The sequence below is a fragment of the Parazoarcus communis SWub3 = DSM 12120 genome (assembly GCF_003226565.1).
In the GTDB taxonomy this organism is placed as follows: domain Bacteria; phylum Pseudomonadota; class Gammaproteobacteria; order Burkholderiales; family Rhodocyclaceae; genus Parazoarcus; species Parazoarcus communis.
Genome location: NZ_QKOE01000006.1, coordinates 16924 through 35876, shown reverse-complemented (window position 1 = coordinate 35876; position 18953 = coordinate 16924). Strand labels below are relative to the sequence as shown.

At 62.3% G+C, this 18953-nt stretch carries 16 protein-coding genes; 11 read left to right on the top strand and 5 right to left on the bottom strand.

Annotation, left to right across the window (positions count from 1 at the left end; genetic code table 11):
- The first annotated feature begins 15 nt into the window (after positions 1 to 15).
- A complete protein-coding gene (locus DNK49_RS24970) occupies positions 16 to 1911 on the top strand; it encodes a PAS domain S-box protein (protein WP_110524265.1) in 1896 nt (631 codons plus the stop codon).
- Here DNK49_RS24970 and DNK49_RS10240 read toward each other — a convergent pair.
- Entirely contained in the window at positions 1871 to 3898 is a 2028-nt protein-coding gene (locus DNK49_RS10240; RefSeq protein WP_110524264.1) for a B12-binding domain-containing radical SAM protein, read from the bottom strand. The genes DNK49_RS24970 and DNK49_RS10240 overlap by 41 nt on opposite strands.
- A 177-nt stretch (positions 3899 to 4075) precedes the next feature.
- Here DNK49_RS10240 and DNK49_RS10235 point away from each other — a divergent pair, with 177 nt between their 5' ends.
- Positions 4076 to 5269 carry a multidrug effflux MFS transporter gene (locus tag DNK49_RS10235; protein ID WP_110524263.1) on the top strand — a complete coding sequence of 398 codons (1194 nt, stop codon included), beginning with the start codon at positions 4076 to 4078 and terminating at the stop codon, positions 5267 to 5269.
- Here DNK49_RS10235 and DNK49_RS10230 read toward each other — a convergent pair.
- On the bottom strand, positions 5266 to 6795 hold the full coding sequence (locus DNK49_RS10230; protein ID WP_110524262.1) for a sigma-54-dependent transcriptional regulator: 1530 nt from the start codon (positions 6793 to 6795) through the stop codon (positions 5266 to 5268). The genes DNK49_RS10235 and DNK49_RS10230 overlap by 4 nt on opposite strands.
- Before the next feature lie 255 nt (positions 6796 to 7050).
- On the opposite strand from DNK49_RS10230, the gene DNK49_RS10225 reads away from it, so the two are divergent.
- From DNK49_RS10225 to alr, 4 genes are read left to right on the top strand one after another with little or no spacing between them, the layout of a single operon-like run.
- A complete protein-coding gene (locus tag DNK49_RS10225) occupies positions 7051 to 8304 on the top strand; it encodes a D-amino acid dehydrogenase (RefSeq protein ID WP_110524261.1) in 1254 nt (417 codons plus the stop codon).
- A gap of 60 nt (positions 8305 to 8364) precedes the next feature.
- Positions 8365 to 8742 carry a RidA family protein gene (locus tag DNK49_RS10220; protein ID WP_110524260.1) on the top strand — a complete coding sequence of 126 codons (378 nt, stop codon included), beginning with the start codon at positions 8365 to 8367 and terminating at the stop codon, positions 8740 to 8742.
- A gap of 23 nt (positions 8743 to 8765) precedes the next feature.
- Complete coding sequence (locus DNK49_RS10215; protein WP_110524259.1) at positions 8766 to 10130, top strand: alanine/glycine:cation symporter family protein; 1365 nt, start codon at positions 8766 to 8768, stop codon at positions 10128 to 10130.
- A gap of 53 nt (positions 10131 to 10183) precedes the next feature.
- Positions 10184 to 11296: an alanine racemase gene (gene alr / locus DNK49_RS10210; RefSeq protein ID WP_110524258.1), complete on the top strand. Its 1113-nt coding sequence runs from the start codon at positions 10184 to 10186 to the stop codon at positions 11294 to 11296.
- Between the two features lie 39 nt (positions 11297 to 11335).
- Here alr and DNK49_RS10205 read toward each other — a convergent pair whose 3' ends face one another.
- Positions 11336 to 12148, bottom strand: coding sequence for an SDR family oxidoreductase (locus DNK49_RS10205; protein ID WP_110524257.1), 813 nt, complete (start codon positions 12146 to 12148; stop codon positions 11336 to 11338).
- A 332-nt stretch (positions 12149 to 12480) separates the two neighbouring features.
- Here DNK49_RS10205 and DNK49_RS10200 point away from each other — a divergent pair, with 332 nt between their 5' ends.
- Complete coding sequence (locus DNK49_RS10200; RefSeq protein WP_110524256.1) at positions 12481 to 12738, top strand: YjhX family toxin; 258 nt, start codon at positions 12481 to 12483, stop codon at positions 12736 to 12738.
- A 60-nt stretch (positions 12739 to 12798) separates the two neighbouring features.
- Positions 12799 to 13503, top strand: coding sequence for a GNAT family N-acetyltransferase (locus DNK49_RS10195; protein ID WP_207806947.1), 705 nt, complete (start codon positions 12799 to 12801; stop codon positions 13501 to 13503).
- A gap of 355 nt (positions 13504 to 13858) precedes the next feature.
- Here DNK49_RS10195 and DNK49_RS10190 read toward each other — a convergent pair whose 3' ends face one another.
- Complete coding sequence (locus tag DNK49_RS10190; RefSeq protein ID WP_110524255.1) at positions 13859 to 14395, bottom strand: ureidoglycolate lyase; 537 nt, start codon at positions 14393 to 14395, stop codon at positions 13859 to 13861.
- Positions 14396 to 14460: 65 nt separating this feature from the next.
- Complete coding sequence (gene alc / locus DNK49_RS10185; protein ID WP_110524254.1) at positions 14461 to 15507, bottom strand: allantoicase; 1047 nt, start codon at positions 15505 to 15507, stop codon at positions 14461 to 14463.
- A gap of 309 nt (positions 15508 to 15816) precedes the next feature.
- Here alc and DNK49_RS10180 point away from each other — a divergent pair, with 309 nt between their 5' ends.
- The 3 genes from DNK49_RS10180 to DNK49_RS10170 all read left to right on the top strand — a co-directional run bounded on the left by DNK49_RS10180 (position 15817) and on the right by DNK49_RS10170 (position 18882).
- Positions 15817 to 16572, top strand: a complete 756-nt coding sequence (locus DNK49_RS10180) for a GntR family transcriptional regulator (protein ID WP_110524253.1) — start codon at positions 15817 to 15819, stop codon at positions 16570 to 16572.
- A gap of 54 nt (positions 16573 to 16626) precedes the next feature.
- The gene (locus DNK49_RS10175) at positions 16627 to 17358 is read left to right on the top strand and encodes an aspartate/glutamate racemase family protein (protein ID WP_110524252.1); all 732 of its coding nucleotides are present in this window, start codon (positions 16627 to 16629) and stop codon (positions 17356 to 17358) included.
- A gap of 141 nt (positions 17359 to 17499) precedes the next feature.
- Positions 17500 to 18882, top strand: a complete 1383-nt coding sequence (locus tag DNK49_RS10170; protein ID WP_243632305.1) for an NCS1 family transporter — start codon at positions 17500 to 17502, stop codon at positions 18880 to 18882.
- The last annotated feature ends 71 nt before the right edge of the window (positions 18883 to 18953 follow it).

Genomic DNA, 18953 nt, shown 5'->3' with positions numbered 1-18953 from the left:
ATCCGCTCCTTTCCAATGACCGGGCCACGTCTTCTTCTCGTGCTGTGGCTGACCATCTTGCTGCCTGGGTTTGCGGTCGCAAACGAGTTGCTGTCGGGCACCTTGCGCAAGCATCAGAGCATCATGCTGCTGATCGAGCCCGCCAGTGGCCGCATCGTCGACGCCAACGAAGCGGCTGCGCGGTTTTACGGGCAACCGATCGAATCCCTGCGCGGGATGGTGATCCAGGATCTCAATGTGCTAGGTCCGGCAGAAATCGCTGCCGAACGCGCTTTGGCCGCAGCCGAGCAACGCAACTTTTTCGTGTTCCCCCATCGGGTGGCGGACGGGTCGATCCGCACTGTCGAAGTGTTCTCCTCGCCAATCCAGCTTGACGGGCGTGGTCCCATGCTGCTTTCGGTTATTCGCGACGTGACCGGCAAGGAAATGGCGCAAGGGGACATGCTGGCCTATCAGCAGCGACTTGAAGATCTGGTTGCCCAGCGCACGGCGGACATCAGTCGCATCAACGAGCAGCGCAATCGGCAACTCGTCTATGGTTTGCTGGCGCAGGGCGCGGTGATCGTGCTGCTGCTGGTGGTGATGGTCAGCCGTCGCCGTCTGTTGCTGAGGAATCGTGAGGCGCTTGAGCAGCTTGGTGCCGTGTCGCGTTACTCGCGGGCCTTGATCGAGGCAAGCCTCGACCCGCTGGTGACGATCTCGCCGGACGGGCGTATCACCGATGTGAATCTGGCGACCGAGACTGCCACCGGAATGCCGCGCGACAAGCTCATTGGCAGCGATTTCTCCGATTATTTCACCGATCCGGACAAGGCGCGTGAAGGTTATCGGGCGGTGTTTGCCAAGGGGCAGGTCATCGATTATCCGCTGGAGATCCGCCATGTTTCCGGCCAGGGGATGAACGTGCTGTACAACGCCAGCCTGTATCGCGACGACGACGGCAGGGTGGTCGGCGTGTTTGCCGCGGCGCGCGATGTGACTGCCCGCAAGCAAGCCGAGGAGGCTCTGGCGGCCTACCAGGCGCAACTGGAGGATCTGGTCGATCAGCGTACCACGCAGCTGACACGGGTGCGTGAGCAGTTGCTGCAATCCGAAAAGCTGGCCTCCATCGGCCAGCTTGCGGCCGGTGTAGCGCACGAGATCAACAATCCGGTGGGTTACGTCAGTTCCAACCTGAACACGCTCAAGGGCTATGTGGATGAGCTGGTCCGGCTGCTGGGCGATTACCGGTCGCTGGTCGCGGCAGCCGATGGTCCGGCCGCTGCACAAATCGAGCAGCGCTGGCGCCAGCTCGATGTCGATTTCCTGCAGCGCGATCTGGTCGAGTTGTTACATGAGTCGTCCGAGGGGCTTGCCCGTATTCGCAAGATCGTGCAGGACCTGAAAGACTTTTCACGCGTGGATCGTGAGCCTGTTTTTGCCATGGCCGATCTTCACGACTGCATCGAATCCAGCCTCAACGTTGCGGCCAACGAGATCAAGTACAAGGCCGACGTGGTGCGTGAATACGGCGACTTGCCGCAGATCGAGTGTGTGGCTTCGCAACTGGCACAGGTGTGCCTGAATCTGGTGGTGAATGCCGCCCAGGCCATGGGGGAACAGCGTGGGCAGATTACCGTGCGTACAGGGTGTGCCGATGACAAAGTGTGGCTGAGTATCTCCGACACCGGCTGCGGCATGTCGGACGCGGTGATTGCCCGCGTGTTCGACCCCTTTTTTACGACCAAGGAGGTGGGCAAGGGGACCGGGCTGGGTTTGTCGATTTCCTTTGGCATCATCGAGCAGCATCACGGCAGCATCGAGGTTGATAGTCGGGAAGGGGTGGGCACCACCTTCCGTATCACCCTGCCGATGCATCAGCCTGCCCACGTCAAGCGTGTGGCGTCCGCTCCATCAGTGCCCGCTCGATGAAGTTTCTGGGTACGCGCGGGCGCGGTACCTTGCCTGCAAACCAGCTGCGTACGTCCTGATCCAGGCCGATACCGTGCATGTAGTTGTACAGTGCCTTGGTCAGTGCCTTGCCCAGCGCATCGTGATCCACCCCGGTGGGGTCGATGAAGCCGATGTCGTTGCGTGCAAAACCACCTGGCGGCAGCGGCACCAGGCGAACGCCATATTCCTGCGGATTGAGCCCCACCGGAGAATGTACGGTACAGGCAAAACGATGGAAGAAGCCCGACTGGATGCAGCCGGCTTCAAACAGCTGACGCACGTACTCCAGCGCATCTACCGTGTCGTGCACCGTCTGGGTGGGAAAACCGTACATCAGGTAGGCATGCACCAGTACGCCGGCCTCGGCAAATGCATGGGTGACGCGGGCGACCTGATCGACGGATACCCCTTTTTTCATCAACTTGAGCAGGCGGTCGGAGGCGACTTCCAGGCCGCCCGAGATCGCGATGCAGCCGCTGTCCGCCAACAGTTGGCACAGTTCGGGGGTAAAGGACTTCTCGAAGCGGATGTTGCCCCACCAGGATATCGACACCCCGCGACGCAACAGCTCTTCGGCCAGGGCCCGCAGTGCCTTGGGCGGTGCCGCTTCGTCGACAAAGTGGAAGCCGGTTTGCCCCGTTTCGGCAATGATGGCCTCGATCCGGTCCACCAGCAGACTGGCCGGGGCACCGTCGTAGCGGCCGATGTAATCCAGGCTGACGTCGCAGAAGCTGCACTTCTTCCAGTAGCAGCCATGGGCAATGGTGAGCTTGTTCCAGCGTCCGTCGGACCATAGCCGGTGCATCGGGTTGAGCATGTCGAGCAAGGAAAGGTAGCGATCGATCGGCAAGCCGTCCCAGGTGGGGGTCCCCACCTCGGCAAAGGGGATGTCGGGCTCCACCAGATTCACATAACGCACCGTGCCGCTGTCGGCCTCGCGCATGAAGGTGCGGACCAACCGCTTGTATGAGCGCTTGCCTTGCAAGTGCTCGAGCAGGGCCAGTAAGGGGCGCTCGCCATCGTCCAGGGTGACGAAGTCGAAGTAGTCGAACACCCTGGCTTCGCTCAACTCGCGCAGTTCGGTGTTTACATAGCCGCCGCCCAGAACAGTGATGATGCGGGGGGCGTGCGCCTTGATCGTCTGTGCGATGCGGAAGGCCGCATACACCGCGCCGGGAAAGGGAACCGATAGCAGCACAACCATTCGCGACTGCCCGTCTTGAGTTTGATCGGTCATGGTGGAGATGGCGGGCTCCTCCCCCGTTTGCCGACCCGGCTCGAGACGATCGTTCAAGTCCGCCAACATCCCGGGCATGTGTTGTGCCAGGGTCTGCAGCGTCAGCCGGTGTAGCGTGGCATCCACCAGATTGTGTGGCGTGGCCAGTGCCTGGGCGAGCGGTTCGAAGGTCGGTTGGCTGAGTGCCAGCGATTCGGCATATCGTACAAATTCGAAGCGTGGGTCGATGGCCTCACGCAGTACGTCGGCCAGGTCGTCCAGGTAAAGAGTCGCCAGGTGGCGGGCCTTGTCCTGGGCTCCGAGCGCACCAAAGGCCCAGGCCAGGGGGTCGCCGCCATCCGGGTCGTAGTAGACCTCCAGACTGTCGAAGCGTGGCCCCTCTGGAAGGAAGGTCCGGCTGCAGATGCGATGCGCCAGCGTGGGGTCGCGCCCCTGCAGGAAGCTGATGGTCGGACCGATGGTGTGCAGATAGCGATCGAAGTGGGTCAGGAAACCGTCCACCATCGGCGTGCGTGCGCGTGCAGGCAATCGTGCAGCCTGGTCGCGGATGGCGCACAGCCCTTCGCGCGAGAACAGCGCGAGTACCAGCGCCAGCGCCAGGTCTGCCTGTACCGCATCGACGCCGCGGCTGCGCAGGAAGCCTGTGAGGTAGGCGGTGGAGGGGTATGGCGTATTGAGCTGGGTCATCGGCGGGATGATCGACAGCACGCGCAAGGTAGGTGAGGACATCGGCGGGGGAGCAGCCTGGGAAGCGGCGAGTAAAGCCCGCTTTCTACCATGAAACCCGGTATCTGCGCGCCGCTATGCCGGCAGGCAATAGCAGCCATTCGAAATAGTGCCTTTCGGCGGTGCGGGGGCGGCGGCAGAATGCCATGTTTGCGTCATTGCGTTCGCGCCCCGCTACCCATGTCCTCTCCGCTGGTGGTTCTTTTCCTGTCCCTGCTGCTTGGCGTCCAGCCAATCACCACCGACCTCTACCTGCCGGCCCTGCCGGCGATTACTGAAGGCTTTGGTGCATCCATGGCGCAGGCGCAGCTGACCTTGTCCGGTTTGCTGCTGGCCTTCGGCATCTCTCAACTGGTGTGGGGGCCGATATCGGACCGTTTCGGCCGCCGGCCGGTCTTGCTGGTCGGGTTGGGCGCGTATGTGCTGTCAGCGATTGGCAGTGCCTTCGCGTCATCGATGGAGTTGCTCATCCTGTGGCGCATCGTGCAGGGAACAGCAATGGGGGCGGCGGTGATGTGCGCGCGTGCCCTGGTTCGTGACCTGTACGCGCCAGAGGCCGGTGCGCGGGCCATGAGCAAGGGCCTGTCGGGTCTCGGGGTGATTGCCTGCCTGAGCACGCCGCTGGGCGGACTGGTATCCGACCTGTTTGGCTGGCGCATGGCCTTGCTGCTGCTGGCGTTGTTCGGCGCAGTCACGCTCGGCCTGGTAGTAATGCGCTTTGAGGAGACCGTGCGCCAGCCTAATCCACGCGCTCTGGCTCCCGCCATCCTGCTGCGGACCTGGGGGGGCATTCTGCGTCATCCGACTTTCTGGGCCTTCGCCTTGCTGGCGACGATGACCTATGGTGGGTTGTTTACCTTCCTTGCGGCATCGTCCTTTGTCTTCATCAAGCTGATGGGCTTGTCCAAGACGGTCTATGGGGCACTGATGTTCTCGATGTCAGGCGCCTATCTGATTGGCACCGTGCTGTGTCGTCGCCTGCTCAAGCGCTACGGCGTTCATCGTACGGTGGCCATTGGCGGTGCGTTCTCACTGGTAGGCGGTACCGTGCTGGGCGTGCTTGCGCTGGCGGGGGTGTTCAGTGTGTGGGCCATCATGGTGCCGGTGTATCTGTTCATGCTGGGTCATGGGATTCATCAGCCGTGTGGTCAGAGCGGTGCGGTGGGGCCGTTTCCGCAGGCCGCCGGTGCAGCGTCGGCGCTGTCCGGCTTCTTGATGATGTTGTCGGCATTCGGTATGGGACACTGGCTGGGCATCAGCATGGATGGCAGCGTGTTTCCGCTGACCAACGGCATCTGGTTCTGGGGCGTGATGACCGCCGCCGTGGCCTGGGGGCTGGTGTGGCGGGTGCGGCCGAGCCAGACCGCCTCCTAAGCAATGCCGTACCGCCGCAGGCGGTTGGCGATGGCCGTGTGCGATGTGCCCAGCCGTTTCGCCAGGCGACGACTTGATGGATATTCGCGGTAAAGGCGTTGCAGAAGATTGCGTTCGAAGTCGGCGACGGCCTGGTCCAGGCTGACGATGTCGCCAGCTTCGGCGGGGTGGGTGGGGGTGGCCTCCTGGGCCAGCTCCAGGTCTTCGACATGAATGATGTTGCGTTCGGTCATCGTCACTGCGCGGAAGATCACGTTCTGCAGCTGGCGGATGTTGCCCACCCAGGGGTTGCCCAGCATGGCCGCGCTGGCTGCCGGTGAAAGCCGCATGGGCGCGCGCGAGGCCTGGGTGCAGGCGCGGCTGAGAAAGAATTGGGCCAGCGGCAGGATGTCACCCGGGCGTTCGCGCAAGGGCGGTACCTGCAGGTTCAGCACATTCAGGCGAAACAGCAGGTCCTGCCGGAAGTGGCCGCTGCTGACCATGTCTTCAAGCGCGCGGTGGGTTGCGCTGATGATGCGCACATTCACTTTCAGTTCGCGGTCTCCGCCCACCCGGCGGAAGCTGCCATCGTTGAGGAAGCGCAGCAACTTGGCCTGAAGATAGGGTGACATCTCGCCAATTTCGTCCAGAAACACGGTGCCGCCGTCGGCCAGCTCCAGCAGGCCGGGCTTGCCGCCACGCAAGGCGCCGGTAAAGGCCCCCGCGGCATAGCCGAAGAGTTCGCTTTCGGCCAGGTTTTCCGGCAGCGCGGCGCAGTTCAGCGCAAAGAAGGGTTGCCCCCGACGGTTGCTGCCGGCGTGGCAGGCATGGGCGAGCAGTTCCTTGCCGGTACCGGTTTCGCCTGTGATCAGCAGCGGGGCATCCACCATCGCCATGCGCGCCGCACGCTGCTTGAGCTGCACGATCTCGGGTGAGCTGCCCAATATGGTGTCGAAGCCGCCGGCGTCGTAGTTCTGCAGCGCGCTCATGCGCTCGCCGATGCGGCTGGGGGTGTGCAGGGTCATGACCGCACCGGCAACGCGACCGCCGATCTCGTGCAGCGGGATGGTTTCCAGCAGGTAAGGCTCACGCTGGATGGTGACTTCGCAGACTGGCAGGTGATAGCCGCTGTCGATCAACTGGCGCAGCAGTTCGGGCTTGCCGGTCAGGTTCTGTATCGAACTGCCGATCAGGTTGCTCTCGCTCAGGCCGCTGGCAGCGACGGTTGCACTGTTGGCAACGACAATGGTGCCGGCCTCATCGATGGCAAAGATCGGATCGGGTTGGGAGGCGAGCAGGGCATCCAGGTAAAGGCGGCGTTGAGCGCCCGGCAGCATGCCGACGGGTTCGACCGTCAGCACACCATCCACCTGCATCAACTGGGCTCGCAACGCATCCAGGCCGCCCTGATCCAGAGCCGGCGCCTCGATGAAGATATGCGGCGGGTCTACCTCGACCGCGGTCACGTTGAGACTGCGCCGGGCTAGCTCCGCCAGCACCTCCTGTGCAATGCCGACCCGGTCGGCAAAAAACACGTCGATACGCATGTCTTAAGCCTGTATTGAAAACGTTACGCTGTATTGAAATCGATACGGTACTAATAAGCAACTGAAAAATAATATTTATTTGATTAATCAAAAGTTTGTTCCGGATGCGGTGTATCGAATTCGTTACGGTTGCATCTGTCGTGGCTCAAGGGTGTAATGTAAGCATCTGTTTTTAAATGATTATAAGGCCTGGCATGGGAATCGCTATGACGCTCTCCAGTACCGCATCCATCCGCGTCATCCAGGAGATTTCACATGCATGTCCTCGTTCTCGGCAGTGGCGTCATTGGCACCACCATCGCCTACTACCTTGCCAGGGCAGGGCACCAGGTCACGGTCGTCGATCGTCAACCCGGCCCGGCGCTGGAAACCAGCTTCGCCAATGCCGGCGAGGTGTCGCCCGGGTATTCTGCACCCTGGGCAGGGCCCGGTGTGCCGCTCAAGGCGATCAAGTGGATGCTGATGCATCACAGCCCGCTGGTGATCAAGCCCATGCTGGATCCGGCCATGTGGCGCTGGGGGCTGGCGATGCTGCGCAACTGCACCGAATCCGCCTATCAGATCAACAAGAGCCGCATGGTCCGCTTGGCCGAGTACAGCCGCGACTGCCTGAAGCAGCTGCGGGCCGAAACCGGCATTGACTACGACGAGCGCAGCCAGGGCACCTTGCAGCTGTTCCGTACCCAGCAACAGCTCGACGGCGTCGGCAAGGATGTCGAGATCCTCAAGTCGTCCGGCGTGCCCTTCCAGGTGCTCGATCGGGCCGGCTACCTGGAATACGAACCTGCGCTGGCCGCGGTGAAAGACAAGTTTGTCGGCGGCCTGCGCCTGCCTGGCGACGAGACCGGCGACTGCTTCAAGTTCACCCAGAACCTGGCGCGCATGGCCGAGGCGCTGGGGGTCGAGTTCCGCTTCGGCACCGCCATCAGCGGCATCGAGCAGCAGGGCGGACGTATCACGGGGGTCCGCACCCAGGCCGGCACTCTGACCGCCGATCACTATGTGCTTGCGCTGGGCAGCTACTCCACGCAGTTGCTCAAGCCGCTGGGAATTGATGTGCCGGTGTACCCGGTCAAGGGCTATTCGATCACCGTGCCGATCACCGATCCGGCGATGGCGCCTGAGTCCACCATCATGGACGAGACCCACAAGGTGGCCGTTACCCGCCTCGGTGACCGTATCCGGGTCGGCGGTACCGCGCAGCTGTCGGGCTTTGACCTGAATCTGGACGAGAATCGGCGCAAGACGCTGGAGTTTGTGGTCGGCGACCTCTTTCCGCAGGGGGGCGACCTTGCCCGGGCCGAGTTCTGGACCGGCCTGCGACCGATGACACCGGATGGCACACCCATCATCGGCGGCACCCGCTATGCCAATCTGACCCTGAGCACCGGCCACGGCACCCTGGGTTGGACGATGGCCGCCGGCACCGGACGAGTTGTGGCCGACATGCTGTCCGGAAAGACGCCGGAGATCCGCATCGACGACCTCAGTGTTGCCCGCTACGGCTGACCCCGGCTTCGACATACATCCCCTAAAGAAACACCCATCCATCACCAAGGAGACACCCCCATGCACGTCATCAGCACCCCCAACGCCCCCGCAGCCATCGGACCCTATGCCCAGGCCATCGTGACCGATGGCTGGGTGTTCACCTCTGGTCAGATTCCGCTGACTGCCGAAGGGATGCTGGCTGGTACCGACATCGAGACCCAGACCGAACAGGTGTTCGACAATCTGGCTGCCGTGCTCTCGGCGGCGGGCGCCTCGCTGGATCAGGTCGTCAAGAGCACGGTGTTCGTGCAGGATCTGAACGACTTCGCCCGCCTGAATGCGGTGTATGCACGTCGCTTCGGCAGCCACACGCCGGCACGTTCCACGGTGCAAGTCGCGCGTCTGCCGCGTGATGTGCTGGTCGAGATCGAATTCGTCGCTCGTCGCGCGGCCTGAGCATCCATCGGGGAGACGGGATCATGGAAGCACTGACGCAGATCATCACCGCGATCAACGACATTGTGTGGGGGCCGCCAATGCTGGTGGCCATTCTGGGAACCGGCCTGTTCCTGCAGTTGCGCCTGAGGCTCATGCCGATCACCCGGATCGTGGCCGGTTTTGTCATGGTCTGGCGTGGCCGCAAGGCGGCACCGGACGCACCGGGCGAGATCACGCCCTATGCCGCACTGATGACGGCGCTGGCCGCTACCGTAGGCACCGGCAATATTGCCGGCGTGGCAACCGCCATCGCCATTGGTGGTCCGGGGGCCATGTTCTGGATGTGGATGACCGCGCTGGTCGGCATGGCCACCAAGTACGCCGAGGTGCTGCTGGCGGTGCATTTCCGCGAGACCGATGACCGCGGCGAACAGGTTGGTGGGCCGATGTATGCGATCAAGAATGGTCTGGGTCGCAACTGGCGCTGGCTGGGCGCTGCCTTTGCCATTTTCGGCGGTCTGGCCGGCTTTGGCATTGGCAACATGGTGCAGTCCAACAGCATTGCCGGGGCGCTGGATGCCGCCTTTGGCGTCAATCCCTGGGTGTCCGGAGTGGTCATGGCGGTGTGCACCGGCTTCGTGCTGCTGGGGGGTGTCAAGCGCATTGGCGCGGTGGCAGAAAAACTGGTGCCTTTCATGTGCGTCGGCTACATCGTGGCCTCGCTGATCGTGCTCGGTATTTACGCCGACCAGGTTCCCGCTGCCTTTGCACTGATCATCGAAAGTGCATTCAGCCCGGTCGCAGCCACAGGGGGCTTCGCCGGCGCGGCGGTGATGATGGCGATCCGCTACGGTGTGGCCCGTGGCATCTTCTCCAACGAGGCGGGCCTGGGTACTGCAGGTATCGCCCAGGCGGCCGGTCAGTCCAGGAATCCGGTTGAGTCCGGCCTGGTCGGAATGATGGGCACCTTCATCGACACCATCGTCGTGTGCACCATGACGGGCCTGGTGCTGATCGTCACCGGCGTCTGGAACAACGGCCTGAAGGGGGCGGCGCTCAGCGCTGCCGGCTTCGATGCGGCCTTTCAGGGCTTTGGCGGGCAGTTTCTGGCAGTCGCGATCACCGTGTTCGCCTTCACCACCATATTGGGCTGGGCGTACTACGGCGAAAAGTGCTGGGCCTATCTGCTGGGGACGTCGGTGGAAGTCCCCTATCGTGCAGTGTGGACGGTGTTCGTACTGGTCGGTGCGGTGACTCACCTTGACTTCGTCTGGCTGGTGGCCGACACGCTCAATGCCTTCATGGCCCTGCCCAACCTGATTTCGCTCATCCTGCTGTCGCCAGTCGTCGTCCGTCTGACCCAGGCGTACTGGGATCAGCACGAGCACAAGCGCAGCAGGGGTTGAAGGACGCCGGCGCGGGGACCCGCGCCGGCATGGATCACCATAGAGAATCAGTGATGGATCAGAATACGTTTTCGACTTTCGGTGCCCGGCTCACCATTGATCTTGATGCCTTGTGCGACAACTGGCGCAGCCTGCGCGCCAGACTGTCCCGCGGGCAGTGTGCGGCCGTGGTCAAGGCCGATGCCTATGGCCTGGGGGCGGCTCAGGTTGCCCCTGCGTTGTATCGCGCGGGCTGCCGCCATTTCTTTGTCGCACATCTCAACGAAGGCATTGCGCTGCGTCCGGTACTGCCGGTCGATGCCACCCTCTACATCCTGCATGGCATTCATCCCGGGGCCGAGGCCGAGTGCCTTCACCACCGGCTGGTGCCGGTACTCAACAGTGTGCCGCAGATCGAGGCCTGGCAGGCGCTGGCGCTTGCCGGTAACCAGCCACTGCCTGCCGTGCTGCAGGTGGATACCGGCATGGCGCGGCTGGGGCTGGATGCCGAAGATTTCGCGCGATGGGTGCCGGCCGGACTCATCGGGCTTGACCTGCACTTCGTGATGAGCCATCTGGTCAGTGCCGAAGCCCTGCATAGCCCGTTCAACCGCTTGCAGCTTGATCGCTTCCGCGCCATGTTGACGCATCTGCCGGGTGTCCGTGCCAGCCTGGCCAATTCGTCCGGCATCTTTCTGGGCGCTGACTATCACTTCGACCTGGTCCGCCCGGGGGCCGCGCTCTACGGCGTTGCACCGGTTGCCGGTCAGACCAACCCCATGCGGCAGGTCATCCATCTGCAGGCCAAGGTCCTGCAGACCCGCAGCATTGCGGCAGGAACACCGGTTGGCTATTCGCACACCTGGACCGCCTCGCGTCCCTCACGCATTGCGACTGTCGCGGTGGGCTATGCCGACGGCTATCTGCGCAGCCTGAGCAACCGCGGTGCCGCGCGTGTAGACGGCGTCAGCCTGCCGGTCATCGGCAATGTATCGATGGATACGCTCATCATCGACATCACCGCGCTGCCCGAAGGACGCATCCGCGAGGGCGACCTGCTCGACCTGGCAGACCCCACTCATGGTGTTGATGCGGTGGCCGCGCATGCCGGCACGATTGCATATGAAATCCTCACCAGTCTGGGGCAGCGTTATGCGCGGCACTATGTGGGTGGAGAGGCCGGCTGAGCGGGCATCCATGTTTCCGGGCTGCTATCGGGGCCAGGGTCATGATGTTGACGATGCGGGTGTCGCTGCGCTGCCCGCCAGAATGCCTCCGTCGATGTTCAGTTCCGCGCCGGTCATGTAGCCAGTTTCGTCCGAGGCCAGCAGCACGGCAAGCGCGGCGACTTCCTCCGGGCGGCCGAAACGGCGCAAAGGGCAATCCTGCACGAATTCGCGCATCCTCAGTTCGCGTTCAGGCCCGTCGCCCAGCAGGGGTTCCCACATCGGGGTCAGGATGGCGGCGGGATGAATCGAGTTGCAGCGAATCGGCAAGTGCTGCTCCGCGCAATACAGTGCAACAGTCTTGGTATGGTTGCGCACTGCGGCCTTCGATGAGGCATAGGCCGCTGCGCCCGGAATACCGACGAGGCCAGAGCGTGACGACATATTGATGATTGAACCGACGCATCCGGCCTTGCGCATCGCCTGGATAGCATGCTTGCAGCCAAGAAAGACACCGTCCAGATTCGTCCGATGCACCGCATGCCAGTCATCCAGCGAGACATGTTCCGGGTCATGCACAAGCTGGCCATGCTCGAAACCGGTGATTCCCGCATTGTTGACGAGCACATTCAGGCCACCTCGTTCATCCAGCACGCGCGCCATGGCAGCTTGCCAATCCGCCTCCTCGCGCACATCAAGGTGGATGTAAGGCGCCCGTCCACCCAAAGCCCCTGCCGTCACTTGCCCTGTTGTATCGTCGATATCGGTCAGATAGACAAAGGCGCCGTTGTCGACAAATGCGGCAGCGATCGCCGCCCCGATACCACGCGCAGCACCCGTCACCAGTGCCGTCTTGCCTTCAAGTCGTTTCATCCTGATGCTCCATTCATGAATCGCTTGCCGGTGTGTGGGCAGCGACATCGTCATGTCCCATGTCGAACATCTGCGCGCACACAAGCCATCTTGCCCAAGGCTCGCCGCGCAGCGCTATACTATGCATCTCGTCTGCGTGATGAAGCCGCTTACGCTGACTGAAACCCCCTGACTGAAACCCCATTTCAAAGGCTCAGTATGTTGGAGAGTGTAGCAATCCGATAACGCAGTCCTGACGTTCCGGACTGTTTGTTATCGCCATGCAAAAAGCGTTGCGGCCCCCTTGCAGGGCGGTCGCTGTCTTGCATTTGATTGCTTTCAGACGCTCCAACATGAACCTTTCAAGGCCAGAGCAGAGGACCTTGCACGTCCTCGCAAAAGGCGGTCGCATCGTGCACCAGCGCGATGACAAGGGCCGCATCTCCTCCGTCGATTGTTACACCCGCGAAGGCTTCGTACTGTCGGACTGCACGTTTGCCGTGTTCCGGAAACTGCGTGGCAAGCGCCTTATCCGCTCAGTAAACGGCCAGCCTTACCAGATCAGCGCCACCGGCCTTCGCGCGGTTCGTCCGCAACTCGACAACCAATAAACCCACGCGACGGACGCCACCACCCGCTGGCCGTCCGTCCTCACGCTTTTGGACAGACACATGAACAACACAAGCGAAACCATGGCAGACCGCAATGCCACCTTTTATCAGGGGATCGACGGCTTGAAGGTCAAGGTCCGGCCTGAAACCCAAGGTGACTACCGAACCGTCGAAGTGCTCACCCGCGACGCCTTCTGGAACCTGTACCGGCCGGGCTGCGACGAGCACTACACCACGCACCTGATCCGCAACCATGAAGACTTTCTGCCAGACCTGACCTTCGTGGCCGAGGTGGACGGGCAGATTGTCGGCAGCATCATGTACGCCCGCTCATGGGTGATCAGCGAGCACGGCGACCGGGTCGAGACCGCCACCTTCGGGCCGTTGTGCGTTCACCCGGCCTGGCAGCGACGGGGCATCGGTACTGCGTTGATCAATCACACCCGGGCGCTGGCGACACAAAAGGGGTACCCGGCCATCCTCATCATGGGAGACCCGCACAACTACTGCAAACACGGCTTCAAGACGGGTAGGGACGTGGGCGTCAGCGCCATGAACGGCAGCTATCCCCTCGGCTTGCTGGTGCTGGCCTTGCGCCCGGGCTTTTTCGCCATGTGCCCGTGCTGGACCTTCCAGACCAGCAAGGTGTATGAATTTGACGCCGCCGAGGTGGAGGCCTACGACGCGAACTTCCCACCCAAAGAGAAGAAGCATCACTACTCGCAGGATCTGTTTTCGATGTTGGTGCGGGCAGTGGTGACGTGAGCATCACGGCGGATACGGCCGTGACTGCGTCGCTCTGAAACCTCACGAGCGACCTGCCGGCGCCTACGGGCGAGGGTAGGTCGTTAGTGAGGATGTGCCTGTACAGCAAAGTGAGCCCCGTGCCTGACATCCTGGGAGGAAAGCCGTGACATCAGGTGATGACCGGGCTTGCCCGCCAGTTGCTCGATGTGCTGCCTTTTCGTTCGTCCAGCGGCATCGAAAGCACACAGGGCGGGTTACAGGCCTTGAGTCTGTGATGGTGCGTCTGACATGCCCAAAGAGTTCAGAACCGAAGCGGTCAAGCAGGTGATCGAATGAGGCATGGAGTCACCGAAGTGACGGTCTTCCTGCCGTTTCAAACGTCCCGGCCTCCCCCAATCCCACCCTCCCAGGCAATCACCCCCGATACCGCCAGCTCCACCTCATCGCAGTTCGCCCCCGGTCCGCTGCGGTCGATGACGACGAAGTCGCTGATTGCCTCCAGCGCCAGCAGCGGATGGTGCCAGGTGCCGGTGGCGTAGTTGACGCCTTGGCCGGGCTGAGCAAGGAAGACTTTGATGTCCTTGACTGTGGGAGGCTTGCCGGCGGGGGCGACGACGACCAGGTAGGGGTGCCCCGACATGGGGATGAAGGCCTGAGAGCCTTTGGGGTGGCGCTCCATCATCTGCACTGAAAACGGCAGGGTACGTGGCTGGCCGCGGAAGATCGACACGATGGCGCGGCCGTCGGCGCCGGGGTCGATATAGGCGAGGTCGTGGAAGCGCTCGGTGTTGCCACCGTTGATGGTGAAGTGGTGGGCGCTGTCGCTGGCCTCGATGACGTCGCCGTAGGGGGCAAAGGCCTCGCGGGTGAGGGCCTGGATCTTCAGCGGTACGGCAGTGTGCGTGGTCATGAGAGGTGTCGTGGAGGGCAGCGTGGGTTCCCACCGGGACGGGGTGGGAACCGCGGGTTGTTTTATCAGGCTCTGGCCTTGCCCCACAGACGCAGGCGCGACACGCCGCCGTCCGGGAAGATGTTGAAGCGGACGTGGGTGATGGGGCCGAGTTGGGCCAGTTGGTCGGTGAAGGTGTGGATGGCGTCCATCTGCAGGTTCTGTTCGGGCAGGAGGGTTTGCCAGAACATCGACTCGGTGGTGATGGATCGGTCGGTGCCGCCGTTGACGAATGCCGCCTGTACCGAGCAGCGGTCGGGGAAGTTGCCCTTGAAGTAGGCGGTGTCCACTTCGATCTTTTCAACCGTGCCGGGCACGCCAAGCTCAATCACGCACCAGTCGTTGCCAGGTTCACGGCGGCGGCGGGTTTCCCAGCCGTCGCCCATGTTCATGCCGCGACCGGGCAACAGCAGGGCGGAGACCGATGATCCAAAGCTGGCGTCGTTCCACGATACGGCGCGGCCGCCGTTTTCCATGGCGATCAGGTCGATCAGTTGGTCGGTGCTGGAGCGGGTGGCTGCGTTGCCAACTGGGCGGCCATAGACGCGCAGGCGGGCGATGCCTCCATCCGGAAACATGTTGACGCGCAGATGCGTCCAGGCGTTGGTGCTGGCGCACGTTACCAGGTGATGGCTGTTGGGGCCCATTGGGGTGGCGGGCAGGATTTCAGTCCAGCTGGCGGCCAGCAGGGCGCCGACGTCGTCGGTGTCCGATACGCAGGCTTCGATCGAGACGGCCGGTGGATAGTTGCCGGTGAAGTGCGAGGTGTCGATGTCGAAGCCGCGGATCTGACCGCGGGCGCCCAGCTTGACCAGTGCCCAGTCATGACCCGCGACCCGTTTGCGGCGCGACTCCCAGCCATCCATCCATTTTCCATTGGTGTCGAACTTCCCTGGCACGAACTGGGCGGGTTCGGGGTTGAGCATGCGCCCGACTTCTGCAAAGAAGTCGTCGGATGCGGCCAGTGCCCGGGCGCCCAGGCGTGGATTGGCCAGATCGACTGAACGCAGTGCCCATTCGGGCAGGTCTGCAGGGGGGGCAAAGACGGGGGCGCCGGGGGTGTGACTGGCCATGGGATCTCCTGGAGAGCGTGTGTTGGTTTCAAAAGTGTAATCGATATCCTTAAATATCGTATACAAAGAAAGAGGGGGTTGTCGGGGGGGTCATGTGAGCCCCCTCATGCCAAGCCGGCTTGAAGGTTAGGGTTACTTCAAGGTGGGAATGGAATGCACTTAAGCGGTGCGCTTGATGTCTTTTTGGTGCATGGATAGGGTCTTATCAAGTACAAAATATTTTCATATTGTGTACAAAAATATGTTTAATATTGCGAAAAAGCGGATTGCCGAGGTGTGCGGAGCACGCCGACCGATTGGGGGGAGGAAATGACTCGAAAGCGTTCGTCGATCGATCTGGGGCCGATGCAGGCCGAAGAGGGGATGTCGGGTTCCGGCCGGGATGAGGCGATCTACCGCAATCTGTACCTGGCGATTGTCGAGAACCACCTCGAGCCGGGTACCAAACTGCCCGAAGACACGCTGGCCGAGGCCTTTGCCGTCAGCCGCACGAGCATCCGCAAGGTTCTGCAGCGCCTGGCCTATGAGCGTCTGGTGGATATCCGCCTAAACCGCGGTGCCACGGTGGCCCAGCCCACGGTGAAGGAGGCGCGCGACATCTTTGCGGCGCGGCGCATCGTCGAGTGTGGCGTGATCCCCCAGGTGGTGGCCAAGGCCACGCCGGCGCGGCTCGATGCACTACGCGACATCGTGCGGCGCGAGCACGAGGCCGAGGCCCGCAGAGATCGGCGTGAAGCCATCTTTCTGTCCGGCGAGTTTCATGTCGAACTGGCGCGCATTGCCGACAACGAAACGATAGCCGAGTTGCTCACTGGTCTGGTATCGCGCTCTTCACTGGTGATTGCGACCTACGGGGCGCCGATGGCTGGCAGTTGCCGTCATTCCGAACATCACGATGTGATTGACCTGATCGCCAGTGGCGATGTCGAGGGTGCGCGCGCGTGGATGGAGCGCCATCTGAAGGATGTCGAGCGCAGCGTGGTGCTGGTCGAGGAAACACCTTCGGCGCCCGATCTGCGCAAGATTCTCGATGAGGTTGCGCGTCGTCACCGCAGCGACCGCTAGGCCCAACAACCCACCCGCCGCGGCCAGTGATGTTGCGGCTATCCGGAGAGATGCATGCATATTCGTCTGATCAACCCCAATACCACGGCGTCGATGACCGAAAAGATCGGTGCGGCCGGGCTCAAGGTGGCCGCGGCCGGCACGGTGGTGTCGGCGACCAATCCCGATGCAGGGCCGGTGTCGATCGAGAGCCATTTCGACGAGGCGATCAGCGCTGTCGGCGTGCTGGAGGAAATCCGCCGGGGTGAGCAGGAAGGCGTCGATGCCTATGTGATTGCCTGCTTTGGCGATCCGGGCCTGCTCGCTGCGCGCGAACTGACCGCGGCACCGGTCATCGGTATTGCCGAGGCAGCGTTTCATCTTGCCACCCTGATCAGTACCCGCTTTTCGGTGGTGACCACGCTGGGACGGACCTGCATCATTGCCGAACACCTGCTGCAGAGCTACGGCTTTGCCCATCATTGCCGCAAGGTTCGCGCGGCCGAGATTCCGGTGCTGGATCTTGAAGACGACGGTGCCTGCGCGCTGGGCCGCATTGTCGATGAGTGCCGTCGTGCCCGAGACGAGGACGGCGTGGGTTCGATCGTGCTGGGTTGCGGCGGTATGGCCGATCTGACCGACGAGATCCGTGAGGCGGTGGGCCTGCCCATCATCGAAGGAGTGACCGCGGCGGTCAAGCTGGCTGAATCGCTGGTCAGCCTGCGCCTGGGCACCAGCAAGCACGGCGATCTGGCTTTCCCGCGACCCAAGCCTTTTACCGGACGCTTTGCGTATCTCGGCAACTGATTTTCTTCAACCCTGAGTCCAAGCCCAAGCGTTTTACCCCCAATCCCATTCACCCTTGGCGCGCCGGGATTCGCTGTACCCGGCAATCTACATGAGCGGCCGTTGAGTCGCCTGTCCAGCATATCTGGAGGAGTACATAAAATGACAAGCAAGACAGCAACGCTGGCGCCTGCCGGCCTTAACGCATCGAGTGTCGCAGGTGCCGATGGCCATTCCAAGGCGATCGGTGAGGAGTCCCTGACCCCGCAGCAGACGCGGATCATGGGCAGGTGGTCATATCTGCTGGCCTGGTTTGGCGGATGCGTGTCGATCGGCACCTTTGCAATGGGGTCGAGCATTGTCGGTACGCTGAACCTGCTGCAGGCCACGGTGGCGATTGCCATCGGCTGCTTCGTGATCGGCGTTGCGCTGACCTTGAACGGTGCGGCCGGCTACAAGTACGGCATCCCCTTCGTGGTGCAGGCACGCGGGGCCTTCGGCTTTGCGGGCACCAAGTTTCCCGGCTTGGTGCGGGCGGTGCCGGCCATTGTCTGGTATGGCTTCCAGAGCTGGGTGGGGGCTGGGGCGCTGAACATGGTGTCGGTGTCGCTGTTCGGATTCGACAACCTGGTGTTCTGGTTCATCGTGTTTCAGTTGCTGCAGATCGGCCTGTCCGTGCTGGGGTTCCAGGGTATCAAATGGCTGGAGAACATCGGCAGCGGTTTCATCCTGGTGTCGCTGACCTATATGTTCTTCAGCGTCATCGACAAATACGGCGATGTGATCAGCGAGCGCCTGGTCAATATCGAGGGTACCTGGGGCATGCCGTTCTGGGGGGCGACCATGCTCTTCCTCGGCATCTACAGCACCATGATGCTCAATGTCAGCGACTACTCGCGCGAACTGGAGCGCGGCGTCAAGCGTGGTCCGCTGACCACGATCTACGCGATGTCCATCCTGCCTTGCACGCTGTTCATGGGTCTGATCGGGCTGATGGTGTCGGGTGCGACCGGCATCGCCGATCCGGTGCAGGTGTTCTCCAGTGCAGTGGATAACAAGCCGTTGCTGATTGCCACCTTGCTCTTCATCACCTTTGCCCAGGTCACCACCAATGTGCTCAACAACGTGGTGCCCCCAACCTACGTGCTGATGGATGTGTTCAAGCTGTCTTTTCGCAGTGCGGCGATCATCGTTGGCCTGCTGGCGTTCGGCACCTTCCCGTGGGAACTGATCAAGGACGAATCCGCCGCCGGCCTGCAGATCTTCGTGCAGACCTACTCGGCCTTTCTTGGTCCGATCTTCGCAGTGCTGGTGGTGGATTACTACTTCATTCGCGGTCGCAACCTGGATCTTGGCAAGCTTTATGACGAAAACGGCCCCTATCGCGGCGTCAATTGGGCGGGCATTGTGGCCTCGCTGGTGGGTGCGGCAGTTGCGCTCAGCTTCTCTGCGGTATCGTGGTATGCCAGCTTGATCCCCGCCGGACTCACCTACTGGCTGCTGATGAAGAACTGGGGTGCCTGCCGGCGCTTCCTCGATAAGTAATGGTCTCCAGCGGCGGGGCGCATGCGCACTCGCCGCAGGCACGGGTGCAATACCGAATTCACTGTCGCAAT